This window comes from Ruegeria sp. BJ5 (assembly GCF_056537865.1).
Map to the genome: position 1 here is coordinate 154,033 of NZ_JBQFSH010000002.1, position 25,347 is coordinate 179,379.

Consider the following 25,347-nt stretch of genomic DNA (forward strand, 5'->3'; position numbering starts at 1 on the left):
AGACGAGGGAAGGAGCAGACATGACAGATTACATCAAGATCCGCAAAGCACCTGGCAAGTGGTGCGTCAGGTCCGGTGGCGCGATTCTGGGCGAAACGTCCAACGCCCTGGAATTGTTGGAAGGCGATCTGGCCCCCGTCATCTACTTTCCGCGCGCAGACATCGCGATGGCCTTTCTGGACAAGACCGACAAGTTGACCCATTGCCCGCACAAAGGCGATGCCACGCATTACTCGATCGTCAACAAGTCGAGCGTGACGCAAAACGCGGTCTGGAGCTATGAAGATCCAATTCCCGCCGTTGCCGAAATCAAGGGCTACCTTGCGTTCTACCCGCTGGAGTCGGTGAAGGTCGAACAGATTTGAGGGTCGGACAAACCTGGCCCTCAACTACGTCTGTCAGAAACTGTAGCTGTATCCGAGAATGAGCGAGTGCGAAGAGTAGCGGCCATTCGTGAGATCTGTCGGAATGAAAACTTGGGTCGTGGTGAAATCAAGATCGCCGGTCGTCTTGTAGCGGTACCCGATGTCAATGTTCCCGCGTTCCCCTACCTGAAAGCGTCCGCCAAACCCCAATTGCCCCGCAATGGCGGTGTCACTGTCATCGACCAATGTGACGCCAGCACCGGACTGACCGTCGTGGGACACGCGCGCAAACCCGAGCCCGCCACCAACATAGGGCTTGAACCTGCCCTGTACCGGGACGTCATACCAAAGGTTTGCCATTCCGAAGGTCGCATCAAAGCTTCCGTCATACTGAGTAAACGGGCGACCGATTTCCTTGGTATCATTCGAAGCATATGAAAGTTCGAACTCGGCCCGTAGATTTGACGCGACACGTAGTCCGACGGCCAGACCGTAGGTTACTCCATTGTCGGTTGTGATGGTGCCTTGGCCAACCACGACCGAAGGAATTGTCTGGAAAAAATCAAAATCATAGTCGCCCATATCGGTGATACCGAGAAAGCCGGTCACATACGGAGCCTCCTGCGCCCGCGCGGGGACAGCACCAATCATCGAAACCGCAACCACGACAGTCAGCAAAGAAGACCGTTCGAAAACCATGTTTACACCTCAATCAAAGTGGCTATCAGGAGTACTTCTTCAATCAGGCTAGAATGCTCCCACTTTTTGACAAGGTATCAAAATCAAAGAGAAACCCTCAGTGGCTCGCCAGCCACTGCTGCGTCATGAGTGTTCCTCGGCAGCTGTTGCGGCCAGTGCACGGTTGTACGCCTTCAATGCGTCCACGTGGTACAAGGCTCCGACCGGGTTCTCGACCCCGTCATCATCCCGAACAACCACCGGGAGCCAGGTGATTCCGTCTCGATCGAAATACGGCATTGCCGCCTCGAGGGTTGCGCTGGCCCGGACGCAGAGGCCCTGCTCGATCATCTCCTGAACCTCCTCCCTGCTTGCCGTATTCGGATCTCCCAGCGGTCGCATCACGGCCCCGGCGCGCAGCATCGCCAGCAAATAAGCCTGTGGCCCGGCGGCCAAATGCACCCCGCGGCGCTCGAGCTGGGTCAGGAAGAAGGACCGGTCCACAAGGCGGGAGGCCAACGCCGTGGACATCGACACCGAGACCATCACGGCAAGCCCGATCTGCCAGTCTCCGGTCAATTCAAACACAATCAACGTGGTCGAAATCGGAGCGCCCAGAACCGCCGCCGCGACAGCACCCATGCCGGCAAAGGCATAAAGCGTATGCGTGCCCGAAACGCTTGGCAGAAGGCCTGTGGCGATCAGGCCAAAGGCAAGGCCGGTTAGCGCGCCGATCATCAACGACGGAGAAAACACCCCGCCGCCCATACGACCACCCATGGTTATGGCCACTGCCACGGTTTTCATCACTGCAAACAGAATGGCCGTGGTCAGCACCAGATCTCCGGTCAGGGCACGGATGGTCGTCTCGTATCCGACGCCGATGATATGCGGGAACCACACCGCCAGCACGCCCAGCATTGCGCCGGACACGGCGGGTCGCAGCCAGCGCGGCAGCGACAGGCGCGCCTGCACGTGATTGCCAAAGTCTTCGGCAAAAAAGATCGACCGCATCAGCAACAGCGAGACCAGCCCACAGATCAGCCCAAGGATCAGAAAGGCCGGAAGTTCGACGTAAAATTGCAGGGATCCGGGCGTATCCAGGACAAACTCTGTCACATCGCCATATGCCAGCCGGTTGATGACGGTGCCGGCCACCGACGCGATCACGATCGGAGCGAATGCGTGGACTGCAAAATGGCGCAGCACGACTTCCAGCGCGAACAGCGCTCCGGCGATCGGGGCGTTGAAACTGGCCGATACAGCGGCGGCCACTGCGCAACCCAGCAGGTCGCGGCCGGTTATTCCATCCGCATTGATGCGCTGGCACACCCAGGTCGAAATCACGCCGGCCATGTGCACGACAGGTCCTTCCCGGCCCGTCGACCCGCCCGTGCTGAGTGTGATCAGCGAGGCGAAAAACGACGCGACCCCGGCCTTGGTTTCGACCCGGCCATCGCTGATCGCGGATCCTTCGATCACATCGGCGACAGACCGAACTCTCCCGTCATCGGTAAAACGGTGCAGGATGATCCCGACGACCAGCCCTCCAACCGTGGGGATTGCCAAAATCCAGGTCCAGTGCAGTTTCTCCGCAAAGCTGTGCAAAAACAGGATGTCATCGGTCTGATAGACCAGCGCTTGCAGAGCCGCGATCCCCTTGCGAAACCCCAAGGCCATGAAACCCGCCGTGATCCCGATCACCAGCGCGATGAACCAGAACTGGATCTGGCTTGGCCCGCGGCGCCGCAGCACCCGCCACGCGTCCTTGAGCGCGGCCAGGGCCTGGTTGAGCTGAGTGCGCAGGACGGTTCGGGTTGATTGTGTCATAGGGCTTTGTGGATAAACAGGTATCCCTTACTAAGCCACGCCGGGCGCTTAGAAAAGTCGGCTGACAAGATATTGAAGGCAAGTGTCGCCGCCCGGCTGCATCAGGCTTGCAACAACGAACGGGCGGCCGCGCGGGCTTCATCCGTGATGACGTCGCCCGAAACCATGCGCGCGATCTCGTCGATCCGGTCCGGCTCGGACAGTGGCAGGACGGTGGACAGGGTCTGCCCGTCGGCCACATGTTTCTGAACCCGCCAGTGATGCGCGGCACGGGCCGCGACCTGCGGCGAATGGGTTACCACCAGCACCTGCCCGCCCTGTGCCAGCGCCGCAAGCCTGCGGCCCACGGCATCGGCCGTGGCGCCGCCGACGCCGCGGTCGATTTCGTCAAAGATCATGGTCCGGGTGCTGTCATCGCCCGACAGGCACACCTTGAGCGCCAGCAGAAAGCGGCTGAGTTCTCCACCCGAGGCGATCTTGTTGAGCGGCCCCGACGGCGCGCCCGGGTTGGTGGCCACGGTGAACGCCACGGCGTCCTGCCCCTCGGGTCCGGGGTCGGCGGGCGTGATCTGGGTCTGGAACACAGCACGCTCCATCTTCAGCGGCGCAAGCTCGGCCATCACCGCCGCGTCCAGCCGGCCGGCCGCCTTTCGCCGCAGAGCGCCGAGCGCCTCGGCGGCCGCGTCATAGGCGGCCTGCGCGGTCTGAACCGCAGCACGGCGGTCGGCCAGGTCAGCGTCTCCGGCCTCAAGCTGGCCCAGACGGGCGCGCAGCGTGTCGGCGAAACCGCTCAGGTCATCGGGGGCCACGTCATGTTTGCGGGCCAGTGCGCGGATGGCAAACAGACGTTCTTCGGTCTGCTCCAACTCGACAGGGTTGAAGTCCAGCGCCTCAAGGCAGGCGGTCACGCCGTCCTGCGCCTCGCCCAGTTCGATCAGGGCGCGCCCCAAGGCGGCGATCGGCTCGTCCAGCTGGCCCTCGGCCCGGTCGGCGACACCTTCCAACCAGCGCACGGCATCCGCCATCGCCCCTTCGGCCCCGTCACCGCCCAGCAGGGCAAAGGCGCGGGCCACGTCGTCGCGGATGCGCTCGGCCCCCTGCATCATCCGGCGGCGGGCGTCGAGCTCGGCATCCTCTCCGGGTTGCGGATCGAGCGTGTCGAGTTCACCCACGGAGTGCCGCAGAAATTCCTCTTCGCTGCGCACGGCGGCCACAGCGGCCTCGGTCTCGGCCAGGGCCTTGCGGGCGCGTGCCATCTCGGCCCAGGCAGCGCGTACGGCGGCCAGTTGCGGCTCGGCCCCGGCATAGACGTCCAGCATGGCGCGATGGCCGCGCGGGTTCAGCAGGCCCCGGTCATCATGTTGGCCGTGCAGTTCGACCAAGGTTTCCGACAACGCGCGCAGCACCTCGCCCGAGCATCGGCGGTCGTTGACCCAAGCGGTTTTGCGCCCCTCGGCAGTGTTGACGCGGCGCAGGATCAGTTCCGACCCGCCGGGTAAACCAGCCTCGGCCAGGATCGCATGGGCGGGATGGCCCTCGGGCAGTTCGAACTCGGCCACGACCTCGCCCTGCGCAGCCCCCTGCCGGACCAGTTCGGCCCGTCCGCGCCAGCCTAGCACGAAGCCCAGCGAGTCGAGCAGGATCGACTTGCCCGCGCCCGTTTCGCCGGTCAGCGCGTTCAGGCCCGGCTGAAAGGTCAATTCCAGCCGGTCGATGATCAGCATATCGCGGATATCAAGGGCGCGCAGCATCGGGTCGTCAGCGTCCCAAGCCTGTGACCATGGCGACTACAACCACTGGCCCTTGATGGTCTGGCGGTAGATCGTGCTGAGCCAGTTGTTGCCGCGGCTCTTGAGTTCAAGCCCGCGCGAGGTCAGCAGATTGTAGGCCGCATCATACCATTCAGACGACTGGTAGTTGTAACCCAGGATCGCGCCGGCCGATTGAGCCTCGTCGACCAGACCCAAGGCCAGATAAGCCTCGACCAAGCGGTACAGCGCCTCGGCTGTGTGGCTGGTGGTCTGGAAATCCTCGACCACAACACGGAAACGGTTGATGGCCGCGGTATAGTGATCCTGACGCAGGTAGTAGCGCCCAATCTCCATTTCCTTGCCTGCCAGATGGTCGAAGGCCAGATCGAATTTCAGCACCGCCGAGGTGGCGTATTCGCTGTCGGGATAGACCTCGATCACCGTGCGCAGCGCCTGCAACGCCTGGAAGGTCAGGCCCTGGTCGCGGCCGACCTCGTCGATCTGGTCATAATAGCTGAGCGCCAGAAGGTATTGCGCATAAGCTGCGTCTTCGTCGGTTGGGTAGAAGTCTATATACCGCTGCGCGGCTGCGCGGCTTTCCTCATACTCCTTGTCCGAGTGGAACGCGAAAGCCTGCATGATCAGTGACCGCTTGGCCCAGTCGGAATAAGGATAAAGCCGTTCGACTTCGGAAAAGTACCAGGCCGCATCTGCGGGACGATTCTGAGCAAGCTCGTATTCGCCACGGGTGTAGATCTGCTCGGGCGTAAAGCCTTCAAGGTTCTGGGATTTGTCCGCGCCCCTGTTGCCAAACAGGCCGCCTGCGTTGCCGCAGGCCGTCAAAGTAGCTGCCAGAATAATCGCGCCCGCAAGCCTGACTGCCGCTTTGGTGCCAACCATACCGCCCATCCTAGTCGTCTTGTCTCTTTGGGTAACCCCGGATTGAGCTTTGGTCTAGCACATAAAATTCCGGTGCAAAACGCCTTATCGGCCCCGCGACCGATTTGTCGCCGGGCCGTGCCGGATCAGGCAACTTCGGGGATTTCGTCCCAGACCAACCCCTGCCCGGGCAGTTGCGCGGCTTGTTCAGGCGTACACAGCACCGGGCGCACGGCGCCAGGCGTTTCGAACAGCTTGCGCAGCAATGTGTTGGTCATGGCATGGCCGGATTTCTCGCCGACGAAGTGACCAAAGATCGGGCCGCCGGCCAGATACAGGTCTCCCAACGCGTCCAGCATTTTGTGGCGCACGGCTTCATCCTGGTGACGGAAGCCACCCGGTGTCAGCACTTCGGCCCCTTGAACAACAACCGCATTCTCCAGAGTGCCGCCCAGTGCCAGACCGTTTTCGCGCATCGCCTCGACATCGGTTCGGCGGCAGAAGGTCCGGCAGTCGGACAGTTCCCGAGCAAACGACCCGTTGCGCATATCCAGGATCTTCGACTGGCTGCCGATCGCAGTGTCTTCGAAATCGATGTGGAACTCGATGATCAAACCGTCAGCCGGCCGGATCGAGGCACGGGCACCTTCCCGCTCTGCCACGACCGGCTTGAGGACCTCATACGCCAGAACCGGGCTGGCCTGACGGCGGACACCCTTGGCGATGATACCGCGCACGAAGTCGATCGAAGAACCGTCCATGATAGGAACTTCGGGTCCATCAATCTCGATCAGGGCGTTGTGGATCCCGCACCCTGCCAGCGCAGCCATGATATGCTCGACAGTCGACACCGAAACGCCTGCGTCATTGACCAGGCGCGTACACAGTTGGGTTCTTTCGACCACATCGTAGATGGCCGGGATCAACGCATTGCCCAGTTCGATATCGGTCCGCTTGAACCAGATCCCGTGACCGGCAGCTGCCGGTTTCAGAACCATCGTCGCGGGCTTGCCACTGTGCAGGCCCACGCCTTTGAACGTGATCGAAGATTTGAGCGTCTGTTGCAAATTGAACCTCGGTGAGCGGTGTCCAGCCTTTTCCGGCTGTGTTGCACCCTCAGTTAAGGAAGCGCGGGTCAAGGCTCAACTCACTCTTTGTAACTGAATGAAACAGTTCTGCAACAGATCGGCAAAACCCTGCTTACTGGCACTTAAACGTCTGCATCAAAAGGAAAAAGGGCCGCCTTTCGGCGACCCTGTGAGTGGATATTGTTACCGCGATCAGTTGGCCTGACGGCGCAGGAAAGCCGGAATTTCGATACGTTCCTGCTCGGGATCGACCTCTTCATGCGAGGGTGCCGTAGCGTCAGTCTGGCGCATCGCAGGCTGTTGCCGGGCCGGTTGAGCGGGGGTATCCGGGGCGTGCCCAGTCATCCGGTCGATCAAACGGTTGAACCCGAACCGCGGCCGTTCCTCGGCGGCGGGCTGACGCTGCGGCGCCGGTTCCTGCGGGCGCGACGCGGTCAGACGCTGGGCCGAAGTCGGTACGTTCTGAACAGCTGCCTGCAGCCGTTCCAGCGCGGCAGGCGAAGGCGTTCCTGGAGTATGCGGCACCTGTTGCGGCTGATAGCTTTCCGCCGGGCGTTCGACCGGCTCGGGCTGCGGATCGAACTCGGCGCTGCGCGGCTGATAGGCCGGGGGAGGCAGCCCGTCGTCATCGTCCTCGACAGCCTCATCCGCGCCTTGACCGAATTGCAAAGTCGTGTGCGAAGGCTCTTCGGCCGCTTCAAACAGAGACGGTTCGCGCGGAGCTTCGGGCTGCGGGGCCGGTTCAGCAACCTCCGCCGCGACCGGAGCCGGCTGTGCTGCTTCTTCTTCCGCCGATACGGTACGGGTCAGAGGAGCGGACATGGACCGGCGCGGAGCCGGCGCCTCGGAGCCGCTTTCGCTGGCATCGATGCCGGTTGCCACGACCGAGACGCGCATCTTGCCTTCCATCTCGGGATCCAGCGTCGAGCCGACGATGATGTTGGCCTCGGGGTCCACTTCCTCGCGGATGCGGTTGGCGGCCTCGTCCAGTTCGAACAGAGTCAGGTCATGGCTGCCAGTGATGTTAATCAATACGCCCTTGGCGCCCTTGAGGCTGATTTCGTCCAGCAGCGGGTTTGCGATGGCCTTTTCCGCAGCCTGGATGGCGCGATCTTCGCCCTCGGCCTCGCCCGTACCCATCATGGCCTTGCCCATCTCGTCCATCACCGCGCGGACGTCGGCGAAGTCGAGGTTGATCAGGCCCGGACGCACCATCAGGTCGGTTACGCCCTTGACGCCCTGGTACAGCACGTCATCGGCCATCGAGAAGGCCTCGGTGAACGTGGTCTTTTCGTTGGCCAGACGGAACAGGTTCTGGTTCGGGATAATGATCAGCGTATCGACGACTTTCTGCAGCGCCTCGACACCGTCCTCGGCCTGACGCATGCGCTTGGCGCCTTCGAACTGGAACGGTTTGGTCACCACGCCCACGGTCAGCACACCCAGTTCACGCGCAGCCTGCGCGATGATCGGAGCGGCGCCGGTGCCGGTGCCCCCGCCCATGCCGGCGGTGATGAAGCACATATGCGCGCCAGCCAGATGGTCGACGATCTGTTCGATGCTTTCTTCGGCGGCGGCGGCGCCGACCGATGCGCGGGCGCCTGCGCCCAGACCCTCGGTTACCTTGATGCCCAGCTGCACCCGCGCCGACGAGCGGCTTTGCTGCAGTGCCTGCGCGTCCGTGTTGGCCACCACGAAGTCAACGCCGTCGAGTTGTTTTTCAATCATGTTGTTGACGGCGTTGCCACCTGCACCGCCTACGCCAAATACCGTAATCCGAGGCTTGAGTTCGTCGTGCCCGGGCATCGAAAGATTCAATGTCATGCTCTGTCCGCCTGTATTTATGATCCCGCAAAGCGGTGTTTTTCTTGCCTATCCGCTTGTGATTCTACCTTTCCAAACGTCAAACGTCACGCCAAAAATCGCGTGAATCCACAAAATATGGAAGAAATAAGGCGGTTTTTCGCGGCATTTCGCCCGACTGCGCAAATCTAGCGGTTCGGGGCGGACAGACCACCACACACGCGAATACCCCCAGCCTGATTTGGCGGGTGCGATGCTGGACATCCTGTTCAAACTGCGGCTGACTGCTCGGGTCCTGCCGACGAGCCTCTGACGGGCCTTGTCGATATTCTGAGGGATAAATCCCTGCACCGCAACCGGAATTTTCAGCTGATGGGAACGGAAGGACAATCCAGGCCGTCGTCCGAAAACCCGCTGACTTCCTGGATTTCGCCATCCCCCAGCCGCGCGATCCTGACCAGCAACCGCCCATCATGCTCGAACGGCCACCAGCATACCGGGCCGGGCTCGGTGTCATAGAGGAAGCACAGCTTGCCGTCAGGCGTCGTGATCTGGCCATAGACACAGCCCTCGCCCTCTCGCCGCCAGACCGAGCGGGTTGGGCTGAGGAACTCCTCGGTGCCCACAAGCATACCGCTGGTCAATTCGTGGAACGTGACGGTTTTCCCGACCACCGCGTCCAGGAATGCTTCGGGCGAGATACGGGTCTGCGCGACAGCCGCAGCCGGAACCCAGGCTGCGCAAAACACCGCAGCCCGGAGCAGGAACCTACCAGTTGTCACGGAACCAGCGCACGGCACGCTTGAACGGCCGTGCTGCGTAGGTATCGACCGGGATTTCAAAGTCCCACCATTCGTCCTGCGGATGCGCCGCGAACAGCGCAAGACCGACCGCCGACGAGAACCCCGGGCCTGTCGCAGATTGCGGCAACCCATGCACACGCAGCGGTCGGCCCAGACGCACCCGCTGACCTAGTATCCGGCTGGCCAGCCCATCCAGACCGGGGATCTGACTGGCTCCACCGGTCAAAACGATCTGTTGGCTTGGCATATGTTCGAACCCTGCAGCGTCCAGCCGAACGCGGACTTCCTCGAGGATTTCCTCGACTCGCGGGCGCATGATGCCGATCAGCTCGGCACGGCTGACGGTACGCCGGTCGTGTTCCCAATCCCCAGTGTCGCCGCCAATGTCGATCATGTCGCGGTCATCGGCTCCGGTGGCGTGAACCCCGCCATTGAAGGTCTTGATCCGCTCGGCGACCGAGGCGGACACACCAAGCCCCATAGAGATGTCACTGGTGACGTGATCCCCGCCCATGCGGACACTGTCGGCATAGATCATGTGCTTTTTGATGAAGATCGAAACGCCGGTGGACCCACCGCCCATGTCGATACAGGCCGCTCCAAGTTCCTGTTCGTCTTCTACCAGCGCAGAAATCCCCGACACATAGGCCGAGTTCGCGATGCCAGCCAATTCCAGGTCGCACCGCTTGACGCAACGAATGATGTTCTGAATCGCAACCGCATCGACCGTCAACATGTGCATGTCGACCGCAAGCGTCTGCCCCATCTGCCCCCGCGGGTCGATCAAGCCAGATCGGTTGTCCAGAGCGAAGTTCACAGGTTGTGCATGCAGCACCTCGCGCCCTGACCCATAGTCCGGGACATCGCACGCGTTCAGGACACGACCGATCTCGGCCTCGGTCACCAGCTGACCGTCCAGATCCACCTGCGCATCCAGCCCATAAGACCGAGGGTTTGCCCCCGAGAAACAGGCGATCACATGGTCTACCCGGATATCGGCCATCTTCTGAGCGGCCTGCAGCGCGGTGCGGATGGCGCGCTCGGTCTCCTGCATGGCCGTGATCTCACCAAAGCGCACCCCGCGCGATCGGGTCGTCGCCGCACCGATCACCCGGAACCCGGTCTGCCCGGCCATGGACCCGATCGAGTTGTCCTCGCTGAGCCGCGCCGACCCATCAAAACGCAGCACAAGACAGGCGATCTTGGAACTTCCGACATCCAGGATCGCAACGACACCGCGTTGCATGGCCTGTCTGCGCATCTGGCGCATTGCGCGTTGAGACTGATAGAGATCCGTCATCATCGTATTACTGCCCGTTACCCATAGTCACTTTTGTATTCCACCAGTCTGCGCTGGCGGCTTCTGTCATCCGAATGGTCGGCCGCGCCCCTATGCGCATATCGACCACGGCAACATCCCGTTCCAGAAGGTCCTGCACCTCGTTCACCGCCAGTACACGCTCGAGCGCGCGCACCGGGCGCTCCGTCGGCAGCATGACCCGTTGGCCTCGGTCCAGAACCAGGTCCCAGCGCCGCTCGCCGACGCGGACCAGACCGCGCACCCGGCTGCCCAGGCTGCGCGCAGTGGCCAGAAGCTCCAGTGCCTCGGCCACATGCTGATCTGCACCCTGACCGGCAATCAGCGGAAGATCGGAGCGCTCGGTCCGAGCCGCGATCTCGGCCACGTGTGTGCCCGTTTCGTCCAACAGCTGGATGCCTTCACGGGTGCGCCAGACGATCACGGGCTGACGTTCGACAACATCGACCTGCAGAATGCCGCCCGGACGGATCCGCACGGTTGCCGATTTGACCGGGTCCAAGCCGGTGATCGTGTCCCGGATCTGCTCGACATCCAGATCCCAGGAGCTGAGCGGGAAGTCCAAAGGCACGACTTCGCGGATGTCATCAGCAAGGCCGGCCCCCGCCCCGTCGATCGCCATGAGCTTGACCATGAATTCAGGACGCTCCTGGAACGACGTGATCAGGTTGTCCACCTGCGCCCGAACCGCTTCTCGCCGCTCTTCGGCCGCGAAGTAGAGCCCAACCGTCGCCACGACGGCGCAGAGCGGCACTCCGATCTTGACCCCCAGCCGGATTCCCGGCGTCAGCATCCATCGCTGGAACCGATAACTGAACCGCGACGGTGCCGGGTCCGCACGGCCCTTGCCACGGCGGAAGAACCGACCACCGCGCAACCGCAATTTGGGCTCTGCGCGGTCGGCGTCGGCATCCGCAGACTGGAACTCGGTATCCGGGCCGGAAAGAGGCTTGGCGCGGTGGATCACCGGCGCACGTGTGGCGGTCAGCGGTCGCATGAGGCGTCCTCGACCATCCAGGCGCAGAGCTGACCGAAGGTCATGCCCAGATGCGCGGCTTGTTCAGGCACCAGCGAGGTGGGGGTCATACCCGGCTGGGTGTTGGTCTCCAGTAGAAACAGGCCCTCTTCGCCCTTGGCGTCGTCCCAGCGGTAGTCGGTACGGCTGACGCCGCGGCACCCCAGAACCTGATGGGCGCGCAGGGCATATTCCATGCACAACTCGAAGATCCGCGGCGGGATCTCGGCCGGCAGCACGTGGCGCGATCCGCCGGGCTTGTATTTGGCGTCGTAGTCGTACCAACCGTCGGTCAGAATCTCGGTCACGGTCAAGGCGCGGTCGCCCATCACGGTCACCGTCAGCTCGCGCCCCGCCACGTATTGTTCGACCATGACCTGTTCGGGCATGTCATCCGACAGCTGCGGCGGGCCCTTCGACCCTTCGAACACAAGGTAGATCCCGACGCTCGAGCCTTCGTTGTTGGGCTTGACCACATATGGCGCGGGCATGACGTGCCCCGCCATCACGTCCGATTTCGGAACGATCACGCTGTCGGCTACAGGCAGGCCGGCCGCGCGGAAAACCTCTTTGCTGCGCTGTTTGTCCATGGCCAGCGCCGAGGCCAACACGCCGGAATGCGTGTAGGGCATTCGCAGCCACTCCAGCAGACCCTGCACGCAACCATCCTCGCCCCAGCGGCCATGCAGGGCGTTGAAAACCACGTCAGGCTTGATGTCCTGCAAACGCGCACAAAGGTCAGGACCGGCGTCCAGTTCGACGACCTCGATCCCTTCTCCCACAAGGGCGGCTGCGCATTCGCGCCCGCTGCTGAGAGACACCTCGCGTTCCGCCGAGGGGCCACCCATCAATACCGCCACTTTGGGGTTTGTCCTGCTCGACCTACCCACGTTCGTGCGCCTCAATGTCCCCGGACCTTATCTGGTGGTCCGTATTTCGTTATGCCTTTGATCCGTCGCCTGAATTTGCCTGTTTTGGTCTGACGGTCGGGGCTTTAATCTGTCAGCGGATCACCAACCCGCATGATTTCCCACTCTAGCGTGATCCCGCTTGTTTCGTAAACCTTTTTTCGCACCTCTTCGCCCAGCCCTTCGAGGTCGGCGGCGGTGGCGTTTCCGGTATTGATCAGGAAATTCGAGTGCTTGGGGCTCATCTGTGCGCCCCCGCGCCGGGCGCCGCGCATTCCGGCGTCGTCGATCACCTTCCAGGCCTTCAGGTCGTGAACATCGTCCGACCTCCCGGTCGAGGAGAATCCGGCCGGATTGCGGAAGGTCGACCCGGCGCTGCGGTCCTTGGTGGGCTGGGTCTCGTCGCGCTTTTTCAGCTGCGCCTCCATCCGGGCGTGCAGGTCGGCCGGATCACCCGCCGGGCCCTGGAACGTGGCCGACACCAGCACCGCACCCTCGGGCAGGTCGGACTGACGATAGCGGAAGTTCAGATCGGCCGGCGCCCGTTCGACCACCTCGCCCTGCCGGGTGACGATGGTAGCCGATTTCAGAACATCCGCCGTGTAGCTGCCATAGCACCCGGCGTTCATCCGCACGGCCCCGCCGATAGAACCCGGAATGGTGCGCAGAAAGGTGAGGTCCACCCCCGCATCCGCCGCCTTGCGCGCCACATGCGCATCCAGCGTGGCCGCCCCCGCGGTGACGGTGGTGCCCTCGACCGAGATGCCGTTGAAGCCGCGCCCCAGCCGGATCACCACGGCCCGCAAGCCCCCATCGCGGACGATCAGGTTCGAGCCGACGCCCATGGGAAACACCGGCACCTCGGCCGGAAGGTCGCGCAGGAAAGCCTGCAAATCCTCAAGGTCAGCCGGCTGAAACAGATAGTCCGCCGGGCCGCCGACACGCAGCCAGGTGAGGTCGTTCAGAGCACGGGCCGCGGTCAGACGGCCACGAGGCGTTGGGATCGTGGTCATTGTCCGGATCGCACCGCCAGGCTGCGCCCGACGACTCCGCCCATGATTTCCGCGAACAGAATCGGCAGAACACCTCCGGTCAGCCAGACGAAGTGCCCAAAGGCCTGCTCCTCCTCGCCCGTGCCGACGCCTGCCAACATCACGATCAGGACAAGCGCAACAACCGAAGTCAAACCGATCAGCCACAACAGCGCGCGCAGGCCAAGCCATCGCGCGGCGACAAAGCCGGCCAGCGTCCCGAGCACAAGCGCCGCGAGCGGCAGGTAAGCAAATGTGGCGATGTCCGTCATCGTTGGTCTCCGAAGGGGTGTCGGGTTATTTGTCCGCCGCCTTCATGCCTTGCATTTTCGCCTTTGTCCAACGGGTCAGATAGATCACCGGCCAGCGCAGCACCGACATGCCGGCGGCGAGAACGAACAGGCCGACCCACGGCCCGTTTTCATAGGTGACATAGCCTAGGATCGGAATGCCCACCGCGATCAGCGCATAGGCGCGGGTCCAGTGGTTGTCCTTGCTGGGGATCATAGCCAGCACATTGGCGGCGATGCCCCACAGGGCGGCAAGTGCAATCGACCAGCTCATTGCTCCACCTCGCGGCCCGACCATTTGCGCCAATAATACCGGATAGGATTGCGGAACATCGATACGAACCCCGCAAAGGCCAGCGCTCCGATCAGCCAGCCATGCGCCACGCCCAGCCAGACGATCAGAACCGGTGCGCAGATCAGCAGCACGATGCCCGGCGGGAATTGCAGGCGCATCGGCAGCAGTGCCACGACAGTGGCGCAGATCACCCAAAGGGCGGCAAAGATGACGGAATAATCCATGGTTCTCTCCGCAAATGAGTCACGCACCAAGGCAGCGACACATCCGCAAGTTGTGCACCCAAATGCCTGCTAACGTCAAACGGCTTGTTTTTCCTTCAGCCGGTCAGGCAGCGCATTTGCCCAGGTACTGATGGTGCCGGCACCCAGGCAGACGACCATGTCGCCGGGCCGGGCCTGCTCGCGGACCAGACGCTCTAGGTCGCCTTCGTCCAGCAGCGCGCGCGCGTGACGGTGGCCGTGACGGATCAGGCCCTGCACCAGATCGTCGCGGCTGGCACCTTCGATCGGATCCTCACCGGCAGAGAAGACCTCGGCAATGGCCACGACATCGGCGTCGTTGAAACAGGCGCAGAAATCGTCGAACAGGTTGGACAAGCGTGAATAGCGGTGCGGCTGGTGCACGGCGATCACGCGGCCTTCGGTTGCCTGACGTGCAGCCTTGAGCACCGCCGCGATTTCCACAGGGTGATGGCCGTAATCGTCGATGATGGTGACGCCGTTCACCTCGCCCACCTTGGTAAAGCGGCGGTTGACGCCGCCGAAATTGGCCAGCGCGTCGCGGATTTCAGCGGTTTTCATGCCCAGATGACGTGCCACGGCCACGGCTGACAGCGCGTTCGAGACGTTGTGATCGCCCGGCATCGGGAGGGTGCAACCCTCGATCACGGTATCCTCGTATTGCAGGTGGATGTCGAAATGCGCGATGCCGCCCTTGTAGGTCAGGTTGACTGCACGCACGTCGGCTTGGGCGTTGAACCCATAGGTGCGCACGCGGCGGTCGGTGATGCGGCCCACCAACGCCTGAACCTCGGCATGGTCGGTGCAGCACACCGCCAGACCGTAGAACGGGATGTTCGAGACGAAATCATGAAAGCCCGCGCGCAGCCGGTCGAAATCACCCCAATGCTCCATGTGCTCGGGGTCGATATTGGTGACGATGGCGATGGTCGCCGGCAGCCGGTTGAACGAGCCGTCGGACTCGTCGGCCTCGACCACCATCCATTCGCCCTGCCCCATCCGCGCGTTCGAGCCGTAGGCATGGATCACGCCGCCGTTGATCACGGTCGGGTCGAAATCGCCCGCCACCATCAACTCGGCCATCATCGTGGTGGTCGTGGTCTTGCCGTGGGTACCGGCGATGGCAATGTTGGATTTCAGCCGCATCAGCTCGGCCAACATGTCGGCGCGGCGCACCACCGGCAGGCCCAGCGCACGAGCGCCGTCCAATTCAGGGTTGCCCGGCTTGATCGCTGTCGAGACGACCACGACGGTCGCATTGTCGAGGTTTTCAGCCCGCTGACCCACAAAAATCTCAGCCCCCAGCGAGGCCAGCCGGTCGGTGATCTTCGACGCTTTCAGATCGGATCCCTGCACTTGGTACCCAAGGTTCAGCAGCACCTCGGCGATGCCCGACATTCCGATGCCACCGATGCCCACGAAATGGATCGGTCCGACATCCTGCGGGAGTTTGGTTGCTGGATTCATGGGGTCTCCTTCTGCGCCAGCTGTTCGACAAGGGCCACCAGACGCTCGGTCGCGTCGGGCGCCCCGACCGACAGGGCAGCATGGGCCATTTTCTGTGCAGCTTCGGGGTTGGTCAGAACCAGTGCGATTTGCTCGGTCAGGGCGGGAACGTCAAGCGCATTTTCGGGGATCATGATTGCCCCGCCCGCCTGCACCAGCCCGCGCGCATTGGCGGTCTGGTGATCGCCTGCGGCGGCGGCGAAGGGGATCAGGATCGAAGGTCGCCCGATCACCGAGATGTCGGCCACGCTGGACGCACCCGAGCGGCTGATGACCAGCTGCGCCTCGGACATGCGGCGGGGCACGTCGTGGAAAAAGGGCTGGACCTCGGCCAGAATCCCGTGGTCGGCGTAGAAGGCGCTGACCCGTTCGGTGTCCTCCTCGCGCGCTTGGTGAGAGACGCGGATATACTGGCGCAGGCTCTCGGGCAGTGCAGCTATGGCGCCGGGGACTACATCGCTGAGGATACGGGCGCCCTGGCTGCCGCCCATCACAAGCACCGACATCGGATAGTCTCCGGGCGGGATGTAGGGCGCGGCCGCACGTTCCAGAACGGCAGCCCGGACGGGGTTGCCGGTGTGGATACCGTGGGCGCCCTCGGGCAGGTCGGTGGGCCAGACACCGCAGGCCACATGCGCAACCCGCGTGGCGAACAACTGGTTCACGCGCCCCAAAACGCCGTTCTGTTCGTGGATCATGCGGGGCAGACGCAGCATCACCGCCGCGCTCAGCGCCGGGATCGACGGATAGCCGCCGAACCCAACCACCACGTCCGGCCTGTCGCGCAGCAACTGGGCCGTCATCCCGGCCACACCGGCCGCGATCCGCGGGCCGGCCAGCGCCTTGGCCGCCAGCCCGCCGCGGGCGAAAGTGGCCGAGGAGACCTCGACGATCTCGGTTGAATGCGGGAAACCGCCGGTATAACGCGCGCCGCGCGCATCGGTGGACAGGCGCACGCGCCAATCCTTGTTCAGCATCGCCTCGGCCAGCGCCTGGGCGGGGAACATGTGGCCCCCGGTTCCGCCAGCCGCGATCAGCAAATAAGGGTTCGTCATCAGCCTCGTCCGCGCAGAATGTCGCCCAGTTCGCCCTGTGGGCGGGTGCGGGTGAAGGCCAGCAGCATGCCCAGTGCGATGCCGCCCGCGATCAACGACGAGCCGCCGTAGCTGACGAAAGGCAGCGTCATGCCCTTGGCCGGCAGCAGGCGCACCGCGACGCCCATGTTGATCATCGCCTGAACACCGAACATGCAAGCCAGCCCCGTGCCTGCCAACCGGGTGAACATGTCACGCTCGCGCATCAGTCGCAGCAGGGACCGTACCACGATGATTGAATAGAGCGCGATGATGATCAGCACCAGGATCAGGCCGTATTCTTCGGCCGCGACGGCGATGATGAAATCGGTATGTGCATCGGGCAGCGACCATTTCACCTGCCCCTCGCCAACCCCAACCCCAAACAGCCCGCCCTCGCGGATTGCGTTGGTGGCATAGCCCAACTGGGTCGTCGGATCGACCTCTTGATTCAGGAAACCATCGATGCGCCGGGCGAAGTGTTCAGAATTGGCGTAGGCGAACATGCCACCCAAGACGACCGCCCCGGCCATTCCCAGCAGCAGGAACATCGGTGCACCCGCTACGAAATACATCACGCCCCAGCCGAACAGGATCAGACAGGCCTGACCGAAATCAGGCTGCATCACCAACATGCCAACAATCGACATACACAGCGCAAACGACCACAACCGCCCCGGGGGGCCATTGATCTCCTGCGCTGCGGCCAGCAGCCACGCGGCCACGACAATGAAGCCCGGCTTCAGAAACTCGGACGGTTGCAGCGAGGCGAAGCCCAGCGAATACCAGCGCACCGCACCTTTGCCGAAATCGGTTCCGAAGACCGGCAGAAAGGCCAGCGCAACAAATGAGGCCAGAAAGCCCAGCACCGCCAACCGACGCACCAAGGTGGGTGACATCATCGAGGTCAGCATCATCGCGATCAGCGCCAACACACCGAAAAGGGCCTGACGCTCGACATAGTGGAACGGATCGAACCCGTTGCGCTGCGCCAACGGCGGCGACGAGGCCAGCCCCAGCAGAAGCCCGATCGCAAACAGGATCAGCACGCAGGACATCGTCCAGCGGTCAATCGTCCGCCACCATTTCGGAAGGATCGGTTCACCGCGCTGGTCCTGGACCGCGCCATACACCATCTCAGTCATGAGATACCGCCACTATCTGCCTCGTTAACGTCCCGTTTTCGGGATCTGTTTGAGAGTCTACAGGGAAAATGCCCCTCAGGCCAGCCTCTTCCTCTTGTCATTGGCGTCAATCCGCGCCAAGGGCGAGGGATGCGATTTGACACGATCATACTGGGCGCCGGAGCCGCCGGCATGATGTGCGCCGCCCATTGCGGCGGGCGTGTACTGGTGATCGATCACGCCAAGGCGCCGGGGGAAAAGATCCGCATCTCGGGCGGGGGGCGGTGCAACTTCACCAACCTCCACGCCGGACCACAGAACTTCTTGTCGCAGAACCCGCATTTCTGCAAATCTGCGCTGGCGCGGTACACGCAATGGGATTTCATCGACCTCGTGGACCGTCACGGCATCGCATGGCATGAAAAGACGCTGGGACAGCTGTTCTGCGACGGCTCATCGAAGCAGGTCATCGCCATGCTGCTGGCCGAGATGGACCGCGCAGGCGCCGAGCTGTGGTTGCACACGTCGCTGCGCGATCTGCGCAAGACCGAAACCGGCTTTGAAATGATGGTCGAGCGCGAGGGTGCGCGATATGACCTGAGCTCTGCCAACGTGGTATTGGCCACCGGCGGAAAATCCATCCCCAAGATGGGTGCGACCGGGCTGGCCTATGACATCGCCGCGCAGTTTGGCTTGCACGTCACCGAAACCCGTGCCGCTTTGGTGCCGTTCACCTTCCCCGACGGGCGGTTCAAAGACTTGTCCGGTGTTTCCGTGCCGACGCGATTGTCGAACGATCGCAAGAGTTTCGACGAGGCACTGCTGTTCACCCATCGCGGCCTGAGCGGGCCGGCTGTGCTGCAACTGTCCTCATACTGGCACGAGGGCGAGGCGATCCGGGTCAACCTGATCCCCGAGCTGCCCCTGTTCGACCTGCTGCGCGAACGGCGGCAAAGCGCAGGCCGCAAGGCCCTGACAACCGAACTCGCGCGCCACCTGCCCGCCCGCCTGGTCGAGTATCTGAGCACCCATATCCCGATGCGCGGCAACCTGGCCGATCAGTCGGATGCGGCGTTGCAGGCACTGACCGATTCGCTGTCCGACTGGGCACTGACCCCCTCGGGCACCGAAGGGTATCGCACCGCCGAAGTCACCTTGGGCGGCATCGACACGGACGGCCTGTCGTCCAAAACGATGGAGGCCAGGGATGTCCCCGGCCTCTATACGATTGGTGAAGCGGTGGATGTCACCGGATGGCTGGGCGGGTACAATTTCCAATGGGCGTGGTCCTCGGGCCACGCCGCCGGAATTGCGATCGCCGGTCGCCTTTAGCCTACGACGTTATAGCCGCGGCCGCGCATGCAGTTGCGGACGATGACTTCCTGCTTCTGGGTGTTTTGCAGAGCGCTGGCCCCTGCCCCCACCAGTGCGCCAGCGACGGCCGCACGGCCCAGATCGCTTGCGCTGTCGTCGATGATGGCTTTGGTGCCTGCTGCACCCGCCGCGCCAATGGCCGCCGCGCCAGCGGTATTGCTGTCGATCGTGCCCTGCTGCCGCGCCACGGCCTGACACTGCGCCAAGTCTGCGTTGTAATTCGGGCTGACGGGTCCATCCACAATGGGCTGGTAGTTCGCGCCTGTGTTCGTGCAGGCCCCTGCCACCAGGATGGCCGGCAGGATCATTGAAAGCTTGCGGTTCAGCATGGTCTTAACCTCGTGTTGGATTCCTAGGGTAACAAAATCATTAATTCTGGTGCGTCAAGCTGATAGCACTTCAATTTGGCCCAACCGGCGGTTCATTGCAAATGCGCAGTTCAAAGCCGCTTTTGTACCTGCGCCACGAAATCGTCACCGCGCTGTTCGAAATTGTCGTACTGGTCGAAACTGGCCGCCGCGGGCGCCAGCAGCACGGTCTCACCCGGCGCGGCGTCGCGCATGGCCTGTTCGACCGCCTCGGCCATGGTGGTGCAAACGCGGGCTTCAACCGACAACTGCATGGCGAAGCCGGCCGCCTCGCGCCCGATCACGTAGGCGCACAGAACCTCGTCGGTCGCGTCGTTCAGCGCTGCGATACCGCCCTCTTTCTCAAGCCCGCCGCAGATCCAGCGGATCTTTTTGAACGCGCCCAGCGCCTTGGCGGCGCTGTCGACATTGGTGGCCTTGGAGTCATTCACGAATGTCACACCGTTTGCCTCAGCGATGATCTGGCTGCGGTGCGGCAAGCCTGGATAGCTGAGCAACGCGTCCTCGATCAACTTGGGCGCCAGCCCCAGCGCGCGGCAGGCGGCATAGGCCGAGCACGCGTTTTGGTGGTTGTGCGTTCCGGGCAAGCCCTTGATGCCGCGCAGGTCGATCGACGCGGCCTGCCGCCCCTTGCGGTACTCCGACAGGAACCCCTTGCGGGCAAAGACCTGCCAACCCGGACCGGCCAATTTGCGCGCCACAGAGACGCGGATCACCCGGTCGTCGCCCGGCCCTTCGGCCAGTTGCCCAGCGAGAAACGCGCCTTCGATCTCGTCCACGCCGATCACGGCACGGTCGGGACCGCCTTCTGAGAACAGGCGGCGCTTGGCGGAAAAATAGCCGCCCATGCCCCCGTGTCGGTCCAAATGGTCGGGCGAGAGATTGGTGAACACCGCCACGTCGGGCGTCAGCGCACGCGCCAGCTCGGTCTGATAGCTGGAAAGCTCCAGCACCACCACTGATCCGTCGCCGCCGGGGTCGATATCCAGAACGCCGCGCCCGATATTGCCCGCCAGCTGCGCCTCGCGCCCCGACTGGGTCAGGATGTGGTGGATCAGCGCGGCCGTGGTCGATTTCCCGTTCGAACCGGTGACGGCGACCACACGCGGCGGCACATCGAACTTGTCCCATTCGGCACCGCCCAACGAGCGGAAGAACAGACCAATGTCATTGTCGACCGGTACGCCAGCCTGCAGTGCGGCGGCAACAACCGGGTTGGGTTCGGGATAAAGATGGGGAATGCCGGGTGAGACGATCAACGCGGCGATCGCGTCGAAGGCGCCCTGCCGTCGCAGGTCCTGACACAGGAACCCCTCGGCCTCGGCCTTTTCGCGCGCGGCAGGGTTGTCATCCCAGCAGACCGGCTCGGCCCCACCAGCCCGCAATGCGCGCGCCGTGGCCAAACCCGACCGCCCCAGCCCCAGAACCGCAACCTTATGTCCTGAAAACCCTTTGACCGGGATCATGCCGCGCACCTTCTTCCATCTGCCAATGCGCCGCCACCCTGTACCGAAGAATTGACCCTTGGCAAGGGCGGCGACAGGCTCGCGCCCTCGGCGCGAGCCGGGCCCAACGGGCACAGGCGGGCCGCAGGCCCTCCGCGCCCGGCTGGAGCCTTACCGTACTTTCAGTGTTGCAAGGCCAATCATCGCTAGGATCAGCGAGATGATCCAGAACCGGATCACGATAGTCGGTTCGGCCCACCCCTTCTTCTCATAGTGGTGATGGATCGGCGCCATCAGGAAGACCCGCCGCCCTGTGCGTTTGAAATACAGCACCTGGATAATCACGCTCAACGCCTCGACCACGAACAGGCCGCCGACGATGGCCAGAACCAGCTCGTGCTTGGTGGCGACGGCGATGGCGCCCAGCGCACCGCCCAAGGCCAAAGACCCGGTATCCCCCATGAACACCGCGGCGGGCGGGGCGTTGTACCACAGGAACCCAAGCCCGCCTCCAAACAGCGCGGCGGTGAAGATCAGGATCTCACCCGTGCCGGGCACATAATGCACGTCCAGATATTCGGTAAAGTCGACGCGACCCACCGCATAGGCGATCACGCCCAAAGTCGACGCCGCGATCATCGCGGGCATGATGGCCAGCCCGTCCAGCCCGTCGGTCAGGTTCACTGCATTCGCCGCCCCCACGATCACCACGATCGAGAACGGAATGTAGAAGATACCCAGATTGATCAGCGTGTCCTTGAAGATCGGCACGGCCAGCTGGTTCTGCAGCATCTCCGGGTGGTGCAGCGTCGCCCACAGCGCGGCCAGCGCGGCGATGATGATGCCCAAAGCCAGGCGCATTTTGCCTGAAACGCCCTTGGTATTCTGCTTCGACACCTTGGCATAGTCGTCCGCGAATCCGATGGCCGCATAGGCCAGCGTGACGAAAAGAACCATCCACACATAAGGATTGTCCCACCGTGCCCAAATCAGCGTGGACGTCACCAGGGCACCTACAATCAGCAGACCACCCATCGTGGGCGTGCCGGCCTTGGTAAAGTGCCCCTCGGGGCCGTCATCCCGGATTGGCTGACCTTTGCCCTGTTTCCTGCGCAGCACGTTGATCAACGGCTTGCCGAACAGGAAGCCAAAGATCAGGGCCGTCAGAAAGGCGCCGCCTGCGCGGAAAGTTATGTAGCGGAAGAGGTTGAAGAAATCCCCTCCGTCCGACAGGCTGGTCAACCAATAGAGCATTACAAAACCTTTCTCACACCGCGGTCATGGGTGGTCATGCATCAAGCGCGCCCACTTGCCCCATTTTCCGCAAACCGTCAACAATCCGTGCCAGCGCCATGCTGAGCGAGCCTTTGGCCAACACGGCATCGCCCGCCCGAACCAGCTGCGGCAGCTCTTGAACCATTTCGGCGCTGGTCTCAGACCACAGCCCGCGCTTGTCCTCGGGCAGGGCCTCGTGCAGCGCCCGCATCAACGGACCGATGCAGTGCACCTTGTCGATCTGCTTCATGGCCGGCACTTCTGCCATCGCTGTGTGCATCGCGCGTTCATCGGGCCCCAGCTCTTTCATGTCGCCCAGAAAGGCGATGCGCCTTTCGCACTTAGCTGCCGCCAGCACATCCAATGCCGCCGCCATCGAGGTCGGATTGGCGTTGTAGCTGTCATCCAGCAGTTCGATCTGCCCGCCATCCGGCAGGGCCAGCGTCTCGCGCACGCCCCGCCCCATGACCGGCGCCCATTTTCCCAGGCCGGCGATGGCCGCGTCCAGATCGACGCCCAGCGCAACACAGGCGGCAAGCGCGCCCAGGCCGTTCATGGCAAAATGCGTCCCCGCAGACTGCACATCGAAGGCGATAGGCTGGCCCATCGCCTCGGCGGTCACGTGGATGTCAGTTGGCGACTGGGTCACGCCGATCAGCCGATAATCCGAGGCCGTGCGGCCGAAATCCACGATCACAGCGCCATGCCGGGCGGCACAGGTGCGCAGGATGTCGGTGTGATCCAGGTCGGCGTTCACGATGGCAGTGCCGCCGGCCTCCAGCCCATCAAAGATGGCGGCCTTTTCGTGGGCAATGCCAGCAACCGACTCGAACGCCTCGAGGTGAACCGCGGCGACGGTAGTGACCAGCGCCACATGCGGGCGAGCCTGCCGCGCCAGGGGCGCAATTTCGCCGGGGTGGTTCATGCCGATCTCGATCACCGCATATTCGGTGTCGCGCGGCATCCGGGCCAGAGTCAGCGGCACGCCCCAATGGTTGTTGTAGCTGGCGACGCTGGCATGGGTGCGGCCCTGATCCGACAGGATGGTCGCCAGCATCTCCTTGGTCGAGGTCTTGCCGACACTTCCCGTCACCCCAACCACGCGGGCCTTGCACCGGTCACGGGCGGCGCGGCCCAACGCCTCGAGCGCGGTCTGTACGTCATCGACGATCAGCAGCGGCGCATCGGGGGCCACACCGTCGGGCACCCGCGAGACCAGCGCGGCGGCGGCCCCTTTTTCCAGCGCCTGCGCCACGAAATCATGCCCGTCGCGCGCCGCCTTCAACGCCACGAACAGGTCGCCCGGTTGCAGCGTGCGCGTATCGATGGACACGCCGCCCGCCTGCCAGTCGGTCGTGGCCCGTCCGCCCGTCGCGGCGGCGGCCTCGGATGCGGTCCAGAGTGTCATGCGACCCTCCCGTCCAGTGCGGCCACGGCGATGCTGGCCTGCTCCACATCATCGAAGGGCAGAACCTGGTCACCCACGATCTGCCCGGTCTCGTGCCCCTTGCCCGCGATCAGCAGCGCATCGCCCGGCTGCAATGCATCGATGCCGCGCAGGATGGCCTCGGCCCGGTCGGCAACCTCGGTTGCGTCGGGGGCCCCGGCCATCACCGCGGCGCGGATGGCTGCGGGGTCTTCCGAGCGCGGGTTGTCGTCGGTGACAAAGACGATATCGGCGTTCTCGGCCGCGGCGCGGCCCATCAGCGGGCGCTTGGTCGCGTCCCGGTCGCCGCCCGCGCCGACGATGGCGATCAACCGGCCCATCACATGCGGACGCAGTGCCTGCAACGCGGTGGCCACAGCATCGGGCGTGTGCGCGTAGTCGACGAATACCGCAGCCCCGTTGCTGCGGGTCGCGGCCAACTGCATCCGCCCCCGCACCGTAGTCAGATGCGGCAACGTGTCGAAGACATGGTCGGGCTCGTCTCCGCTGGCGATGACCAATCCGCAGGCCAGCAGAACGTTTTCCGCCTGAAACCCGCCGATCAGGTTCAGCCGGGTCTGGAAGGTCTTGCCGCGCCAGGCAAAGCGCAAATCCTGCCCGGTGGCGTCAAACCGTTGGTTCAACAGGCAAAGATCAGCGTCCCCGCTGCCCACGGTCAATACTGTCTGACCGCGCGCCTGCGCGATATCACGGATCGCGGCGCCTTTCGGGTCGTCCATGTTGATCACGGCCGTTCCGTCCTGCGGCAGAACCCGGTCGAACAGGCCGGCCTTGGCCGCGAAATACGCCTCAAACGTCGCGTGATAGTCCAGGTGATCCTGGGTGAAATTCGAAAACCCCGCCGCCGTCAGGTGCACGCCGTCCAGCCGGCGCTGTTCCAGACCGTGCGACGATGCCTCCATCGCGGCGTGGGTCACGCCGGCCTCGGCGGCCTCGGCCAGACAGCGATGCAGGGTGATGGGTTCGGGCGTCGTGTGGGCCAGCGGTGCCGTCCACGCGCCCTCGACCCCTGTGGTGCCGAGATTGACGGCCATGTGTCCCAACTCGGTCCAGATCTGGCGCACGAACGTTGAAATCGAGGTCTTGCCGTTGGTGCCGGTGACCGCCACCATGGTGCGCGGCTGCGCCCCGAACCACAATGCGGCGGTGTATGCCAGCGTCTGGCGCGGGTCCTGCACCACCACCAGGGCGGCGTCCGAGGCGGCCAGTTCATCAGCGGCGATCCGTGCGCCTTCGGCATCGGTCAGAATGGCGGCGGCCCCCATGCGCAGGGCATATTGGATGAATTCGCCGCCATGCACGCGCGTCCCCGGCAGCGCCGCGAACAAAAAGCCGTCCTTGACCTGACGGCTGTCAACGGCCAGCCCGGTAATCTCCGGGTCGGCACCGCCGCGCGCGGTCAGGGCCAGCTGGCTGAGTTTCTTTGACCTTGCGCCCAT

At 63.5% G+C, this 25,347-nt stretch carries 24 protein-coding genes; 2 read left to right on the top strand and 22 right to left on the bottom strand.

Annotated features, from left to right (window positions below):
- The first annotated feature begins 20 nt into the window (after nt 1-20).
- Entirely contained in the window at nt 21-365 is a 345-nt protein-coding gene (locus tag ACR0NY_RS08220; RefSeq protein ID WP_170340310.1) for a DUF427 domain-containing protein, read from the top strand.
- Nucleotides 366-398: 33 nt separating this feature from the next.
- On the opposite strand, the gene ACR0NY_RS08225 is transcribed toward ACR0NY_RS08220, so the two are convergent.
- From ACR0NY_RS08225 to ftsW, 17 genes are all read right to left on the bottom strand, one after another.
- Nucleotides 399-1,064 (bottom strand): outer membrane protein, encoded by a 666-nt coding sequence (locus ACR0NY_RS08225; RefSeq protein WP_093964855.1) that lies wholly within the window; start codon nt 1,062-1,064, stop codon nt 399-401.
- 123 nt (nt 1,065-1,187) lie between these two features.
- Entirely contained in the window at nt 1,188-2,873 is a 1,686-nt protein-coding gene (locus ACR0NY_RS08230; RefSeq protein ID WP_170368148.1) for a chloride channel protein, read from the bottom strand.
- 101 nt (nt 2,874-2,974) lie between these two features.
- On the bottom strand, nt 2,975-4,624 hold the full coding sequence (gene recN, locus ACR0NY_RS08235) for a DNA repair protein RecN (protein ID WP_170368147.1): 1,650 nt from the start codon (nt 4,622-4,624) through the stop codon (nt 2,975-2,977).
- Between the two features lie 36 nt (nt 4,625-4,660).
- Nucleotides 4,661-5,524, bottom strand: a complete 864-nt coding sequence (locus ACR0NY_RS08240) for an outer membrane protein assembly factor BamD (protein ID WP_170368146.1) — start codon at nt 5,522-5,524, stop codon at nt 4,661-4,663.
- Between the two features lie 125 nt (nt 5,525-5,649).
- Nucleotides 5,650-6,570, bottom strand: coding sequence for a UDP-3-O-acyl-N-acetylglucosamine deacetylase (gene lpxC, locus ACR0NY_RS08245; protein ID WP_093964852.1), 921 nt, complete (start codon nt 6,568-6,570; stop codon nt 5,650-5,652).
- Between the two features lie 213 nt (nt 6,571-6,783).
- Nucleotides 6,784-8,415, bottom strand: a complete 1,632-nt coding sequence (gene ftsZ, locus ACR0NY_RS08250; RefSeq protein WP_170368145.1) for a cell division protein FtsZ — start codon at nt 8,413-8,415, stop codon at nt 6,784-6,786.
- Between the two features lie 344 nt (nt 8,416-8,759).
- Nucleotides 8,760-9,143 (bottom strand): hypothetical protein, encoded by a 384-nt coding sequence (locus ACR0NY_RS08255; protein WP_260065228.1) that lies wholly within the window; start codon nt 9,141-9,143, stop codon nt 8,760-8,762.
- 19 nt (nt 9,144-9,162) lie between these two features.
- Nucleotides 9,163-10,497 carry a cell division protein FtsA gene (gene ftsA / locus ACR0NY_RS08260; protein ID WP_170368143.1) on the bottom strand — a complete coding sequence of 445 codons (1,335 nt, stop codon included), beginning with the start codon at nt 10,495-10,497 and terminating at the stop codon, nt 9,163-9,165.
- Nucleotides 10,498-10,504: 7 nt separating this feature from the next.
- Entirely contained in the window at nt 10,505-11,512 is a 1,008-nt protein-coding gene (locus tag ACR0NY_RS08265) for a cell division protein FtsQ/DivIB (RefSeq protein WP_170368142.1), read from the bottom strand.
- Nucleotides 11,500-12,420, bottom strand: coding sequence for a D-alanine--D-alanine ligase (locus ACR0NY_RS08270; protein ID WP_170340296.1), 921 nt, complete (start codon nt 12,418-12,420; stop codon nt 11,500-11,502). The genes ACR0NY_RS08265 and ACR0NY_RS08270 overlap by 13 nt, the downstream gene beginning before the upstream one ends.
- 104 nt (nt 12,421-12,524) lie before the next feature.
- Nucleotides 12,525-13,451, bottom strand: a complete 927-nt coding sequence (gene murB / locus ACR0NY_RS08275) for a UDP-N-acetylmuramate dehydrogenase (protein WP_170340294.1) — start codon at nt 13,449-13,451, stop codon at nt 12,525-12,527.
- Entirely contained in the window at nt 13,448-13,741 is a 294-nt protein-coding gene (locus ACR0NY_RS08280; protein ID WP_170340293.1) for a hypothetical protein, read from the bottom strand. Before ACR0NY_RS08280 ends, murB begins: the two co-directional genes overlap by 4 nt.
- A gap of 25 nt (nt 13,742-13,766) precedes the next feature.
- Nucleotides 13,767-14,033 (bottom strand): DUF2484 family protein, encoded by a 267-nt coding sequence (locus ACR0NY_RS08285; protein ID WP_005984154.1) that lies wholly within the window; start codon nt 14,031-14,033, stop codon nt 13,767-13,769.
- Nucleotides 14,030-14,278 carry a DUF2484 family protein gene (locus tag ACR0NY_RS08290; RefSeq protein WP_170340291.1) on the bottom strand — a complete coding sequence of 83 codons (249 nt, stop codon included), beginning with the start codon at nt 14,276-14,278 and terminating at the stop codon, nt 14,030-14,032. The genes ACR0NY_RS08285 and ACR0NY_RS08290 overlap by 4 nt, the downstream gene beginning before the upstream one ends.
- A gap of 75 nt (nt 14,279-14,353) precedes the next feature.
- The gene (gene murC, locus ACR0NY_RS08295; RefSeq protein WP_170340290.1) at nt 14,354-15,763 is read right to left on the bottom strand and encodes a UDP-N-acetylmuramate--L-alanine ligase; all 1,410 of its coding nucleotides are present in this window, start codon (nt 15,761-15,763) and stop codon (nt 14,354-14,356) included.
- Nucleotides 15,760-16,857, bottom strand: a complete 1,098-nt coding sequence (locus tag ACR0NY_RS08300; protein WP_170340288.1) for a UDP-N-acetylglucosamine--N-acetylmuramyl-(pentapeptide) pyrophosphoryl-undecaprenol N-acetylglucosamine transferase — start codon at nt 16,855-16,857, stop codon at nt 15,760-15,762. The genes murC and ACR0NY_RS08300 overlap by 4 nt, the downstream gene beginning before the upstream one ends.
- Complete coding sequence (gene ftsW / locus ACR0NY_RS08305; protein ID WP_093964841.1) at nt 16,857-18,020, bottom strand: putative lipid II flippase FtsW; 1,164 nt, start codon at nt 18,018-18,020, stop codon at nt 16,857-16,859. The genes ACR0NY_RS08300 and ftsW overlap by 1 nt, the downstream gene beginning before the upstream one ends.
- A gap of 129 nt (nt 18,021-18,149) precedes the next feature.
- Here ftsW and ACR0NY_RS08310 point away from each other — a divergent pair, with 129 nt between their 5' ends.
- Nucleotides 18,150-19,331, top strand: a complete 1,182-nt coding sequence (locus tag ACR0NY_RS08310; protein WP_170368141.1) for a BaiN/RdsA family NAD(P)/FAD-dependent oxidoreductase — start codon at nt 18,150-18,152, stop codon at nt 19,329-19,331.
- Here the strand turns inward: ACR0NY_RS08310 and ACR0NY_RS08315 are convergent.
- The 5 genes from ACR0NY_RS08315 to ACR0NY_RS08335 form a co-directional block, all read right to left on the bottom strand.
- Entirely contained in the window at nt 19,328-19,702 is a 375-nt protein-coding gene (locus tag ACR0NY_RS08315; RefSeq protein ID WP_093964839.1) for a glycine zipper family protein, read from the bottom strand. The two genes, ACR0NY_RS08310 and ACR0NY_RS08315, sit on opposite strands and share 4 nt — an antisense overlap.
- A gap of 110 nt (nt 19,703-19,812) precedes the next feature.
- Nucleotides 19,813-21,207 (bottom strand): UDP-N-acetylmuramoyl-L-alanine--D-glutamate ligase, encoded by a 1,395-nt coding sequence (gene murD, locus ACR0NY_RS08320; protein WP_170340284.1) that lies wholly within the window; start codon nt 21,205-21,207, stop codon nt 19,813-19,815.
- 150 nt (nt 21,208-21,357) lie between these two features.
- Nucleotides 21,358-22,440, bottom strand: coding sequence for a phospho-N-acetylmuramoyl-pentapeptide-transferase (mraY, locus tag ACR0NY_RS08325; protein WP_093964837.1), 1,083 nt, complete (start codon nt 22,438-22,440; stop codon nt 21,358-21,360).
- A 34-nt stretch (nt 22,441-22,474) separates the two neighbouring features.
- The gene (locus ACR0NY_RS08330) at nt 22,475-23,869 is read right to left on the bottom strand and encodes a UDP-N-acetylmuramoyl-tripeptide--D-alanyl-D-alanine ligase (RefSeq protein WP_170368140.1); all 1,395 of its coding nucleotides are present in this window, start codon (nt 23,867-23,869) and stop codon (nt 22,475-22,477) included.
- Nucleotides 23,866-25,347: a UDP-N-acetylmuramoyl-L-alanyl-D-glutamate--2,6-diaminopimelate ligase gene (locus ACR0NY_RS08335; protein ID WP_170368139.1), complete on the bottom strand. Its 1,482-nt coding sequence runs from the start codon at nt 25,345-25,347 to the stop codon at nt 23,866-23,868. The genes ACR0NY_RS08330 and ACR0NY_RS08335 overlap by 4 nt, the downstream gene beginning before the upstream one ends.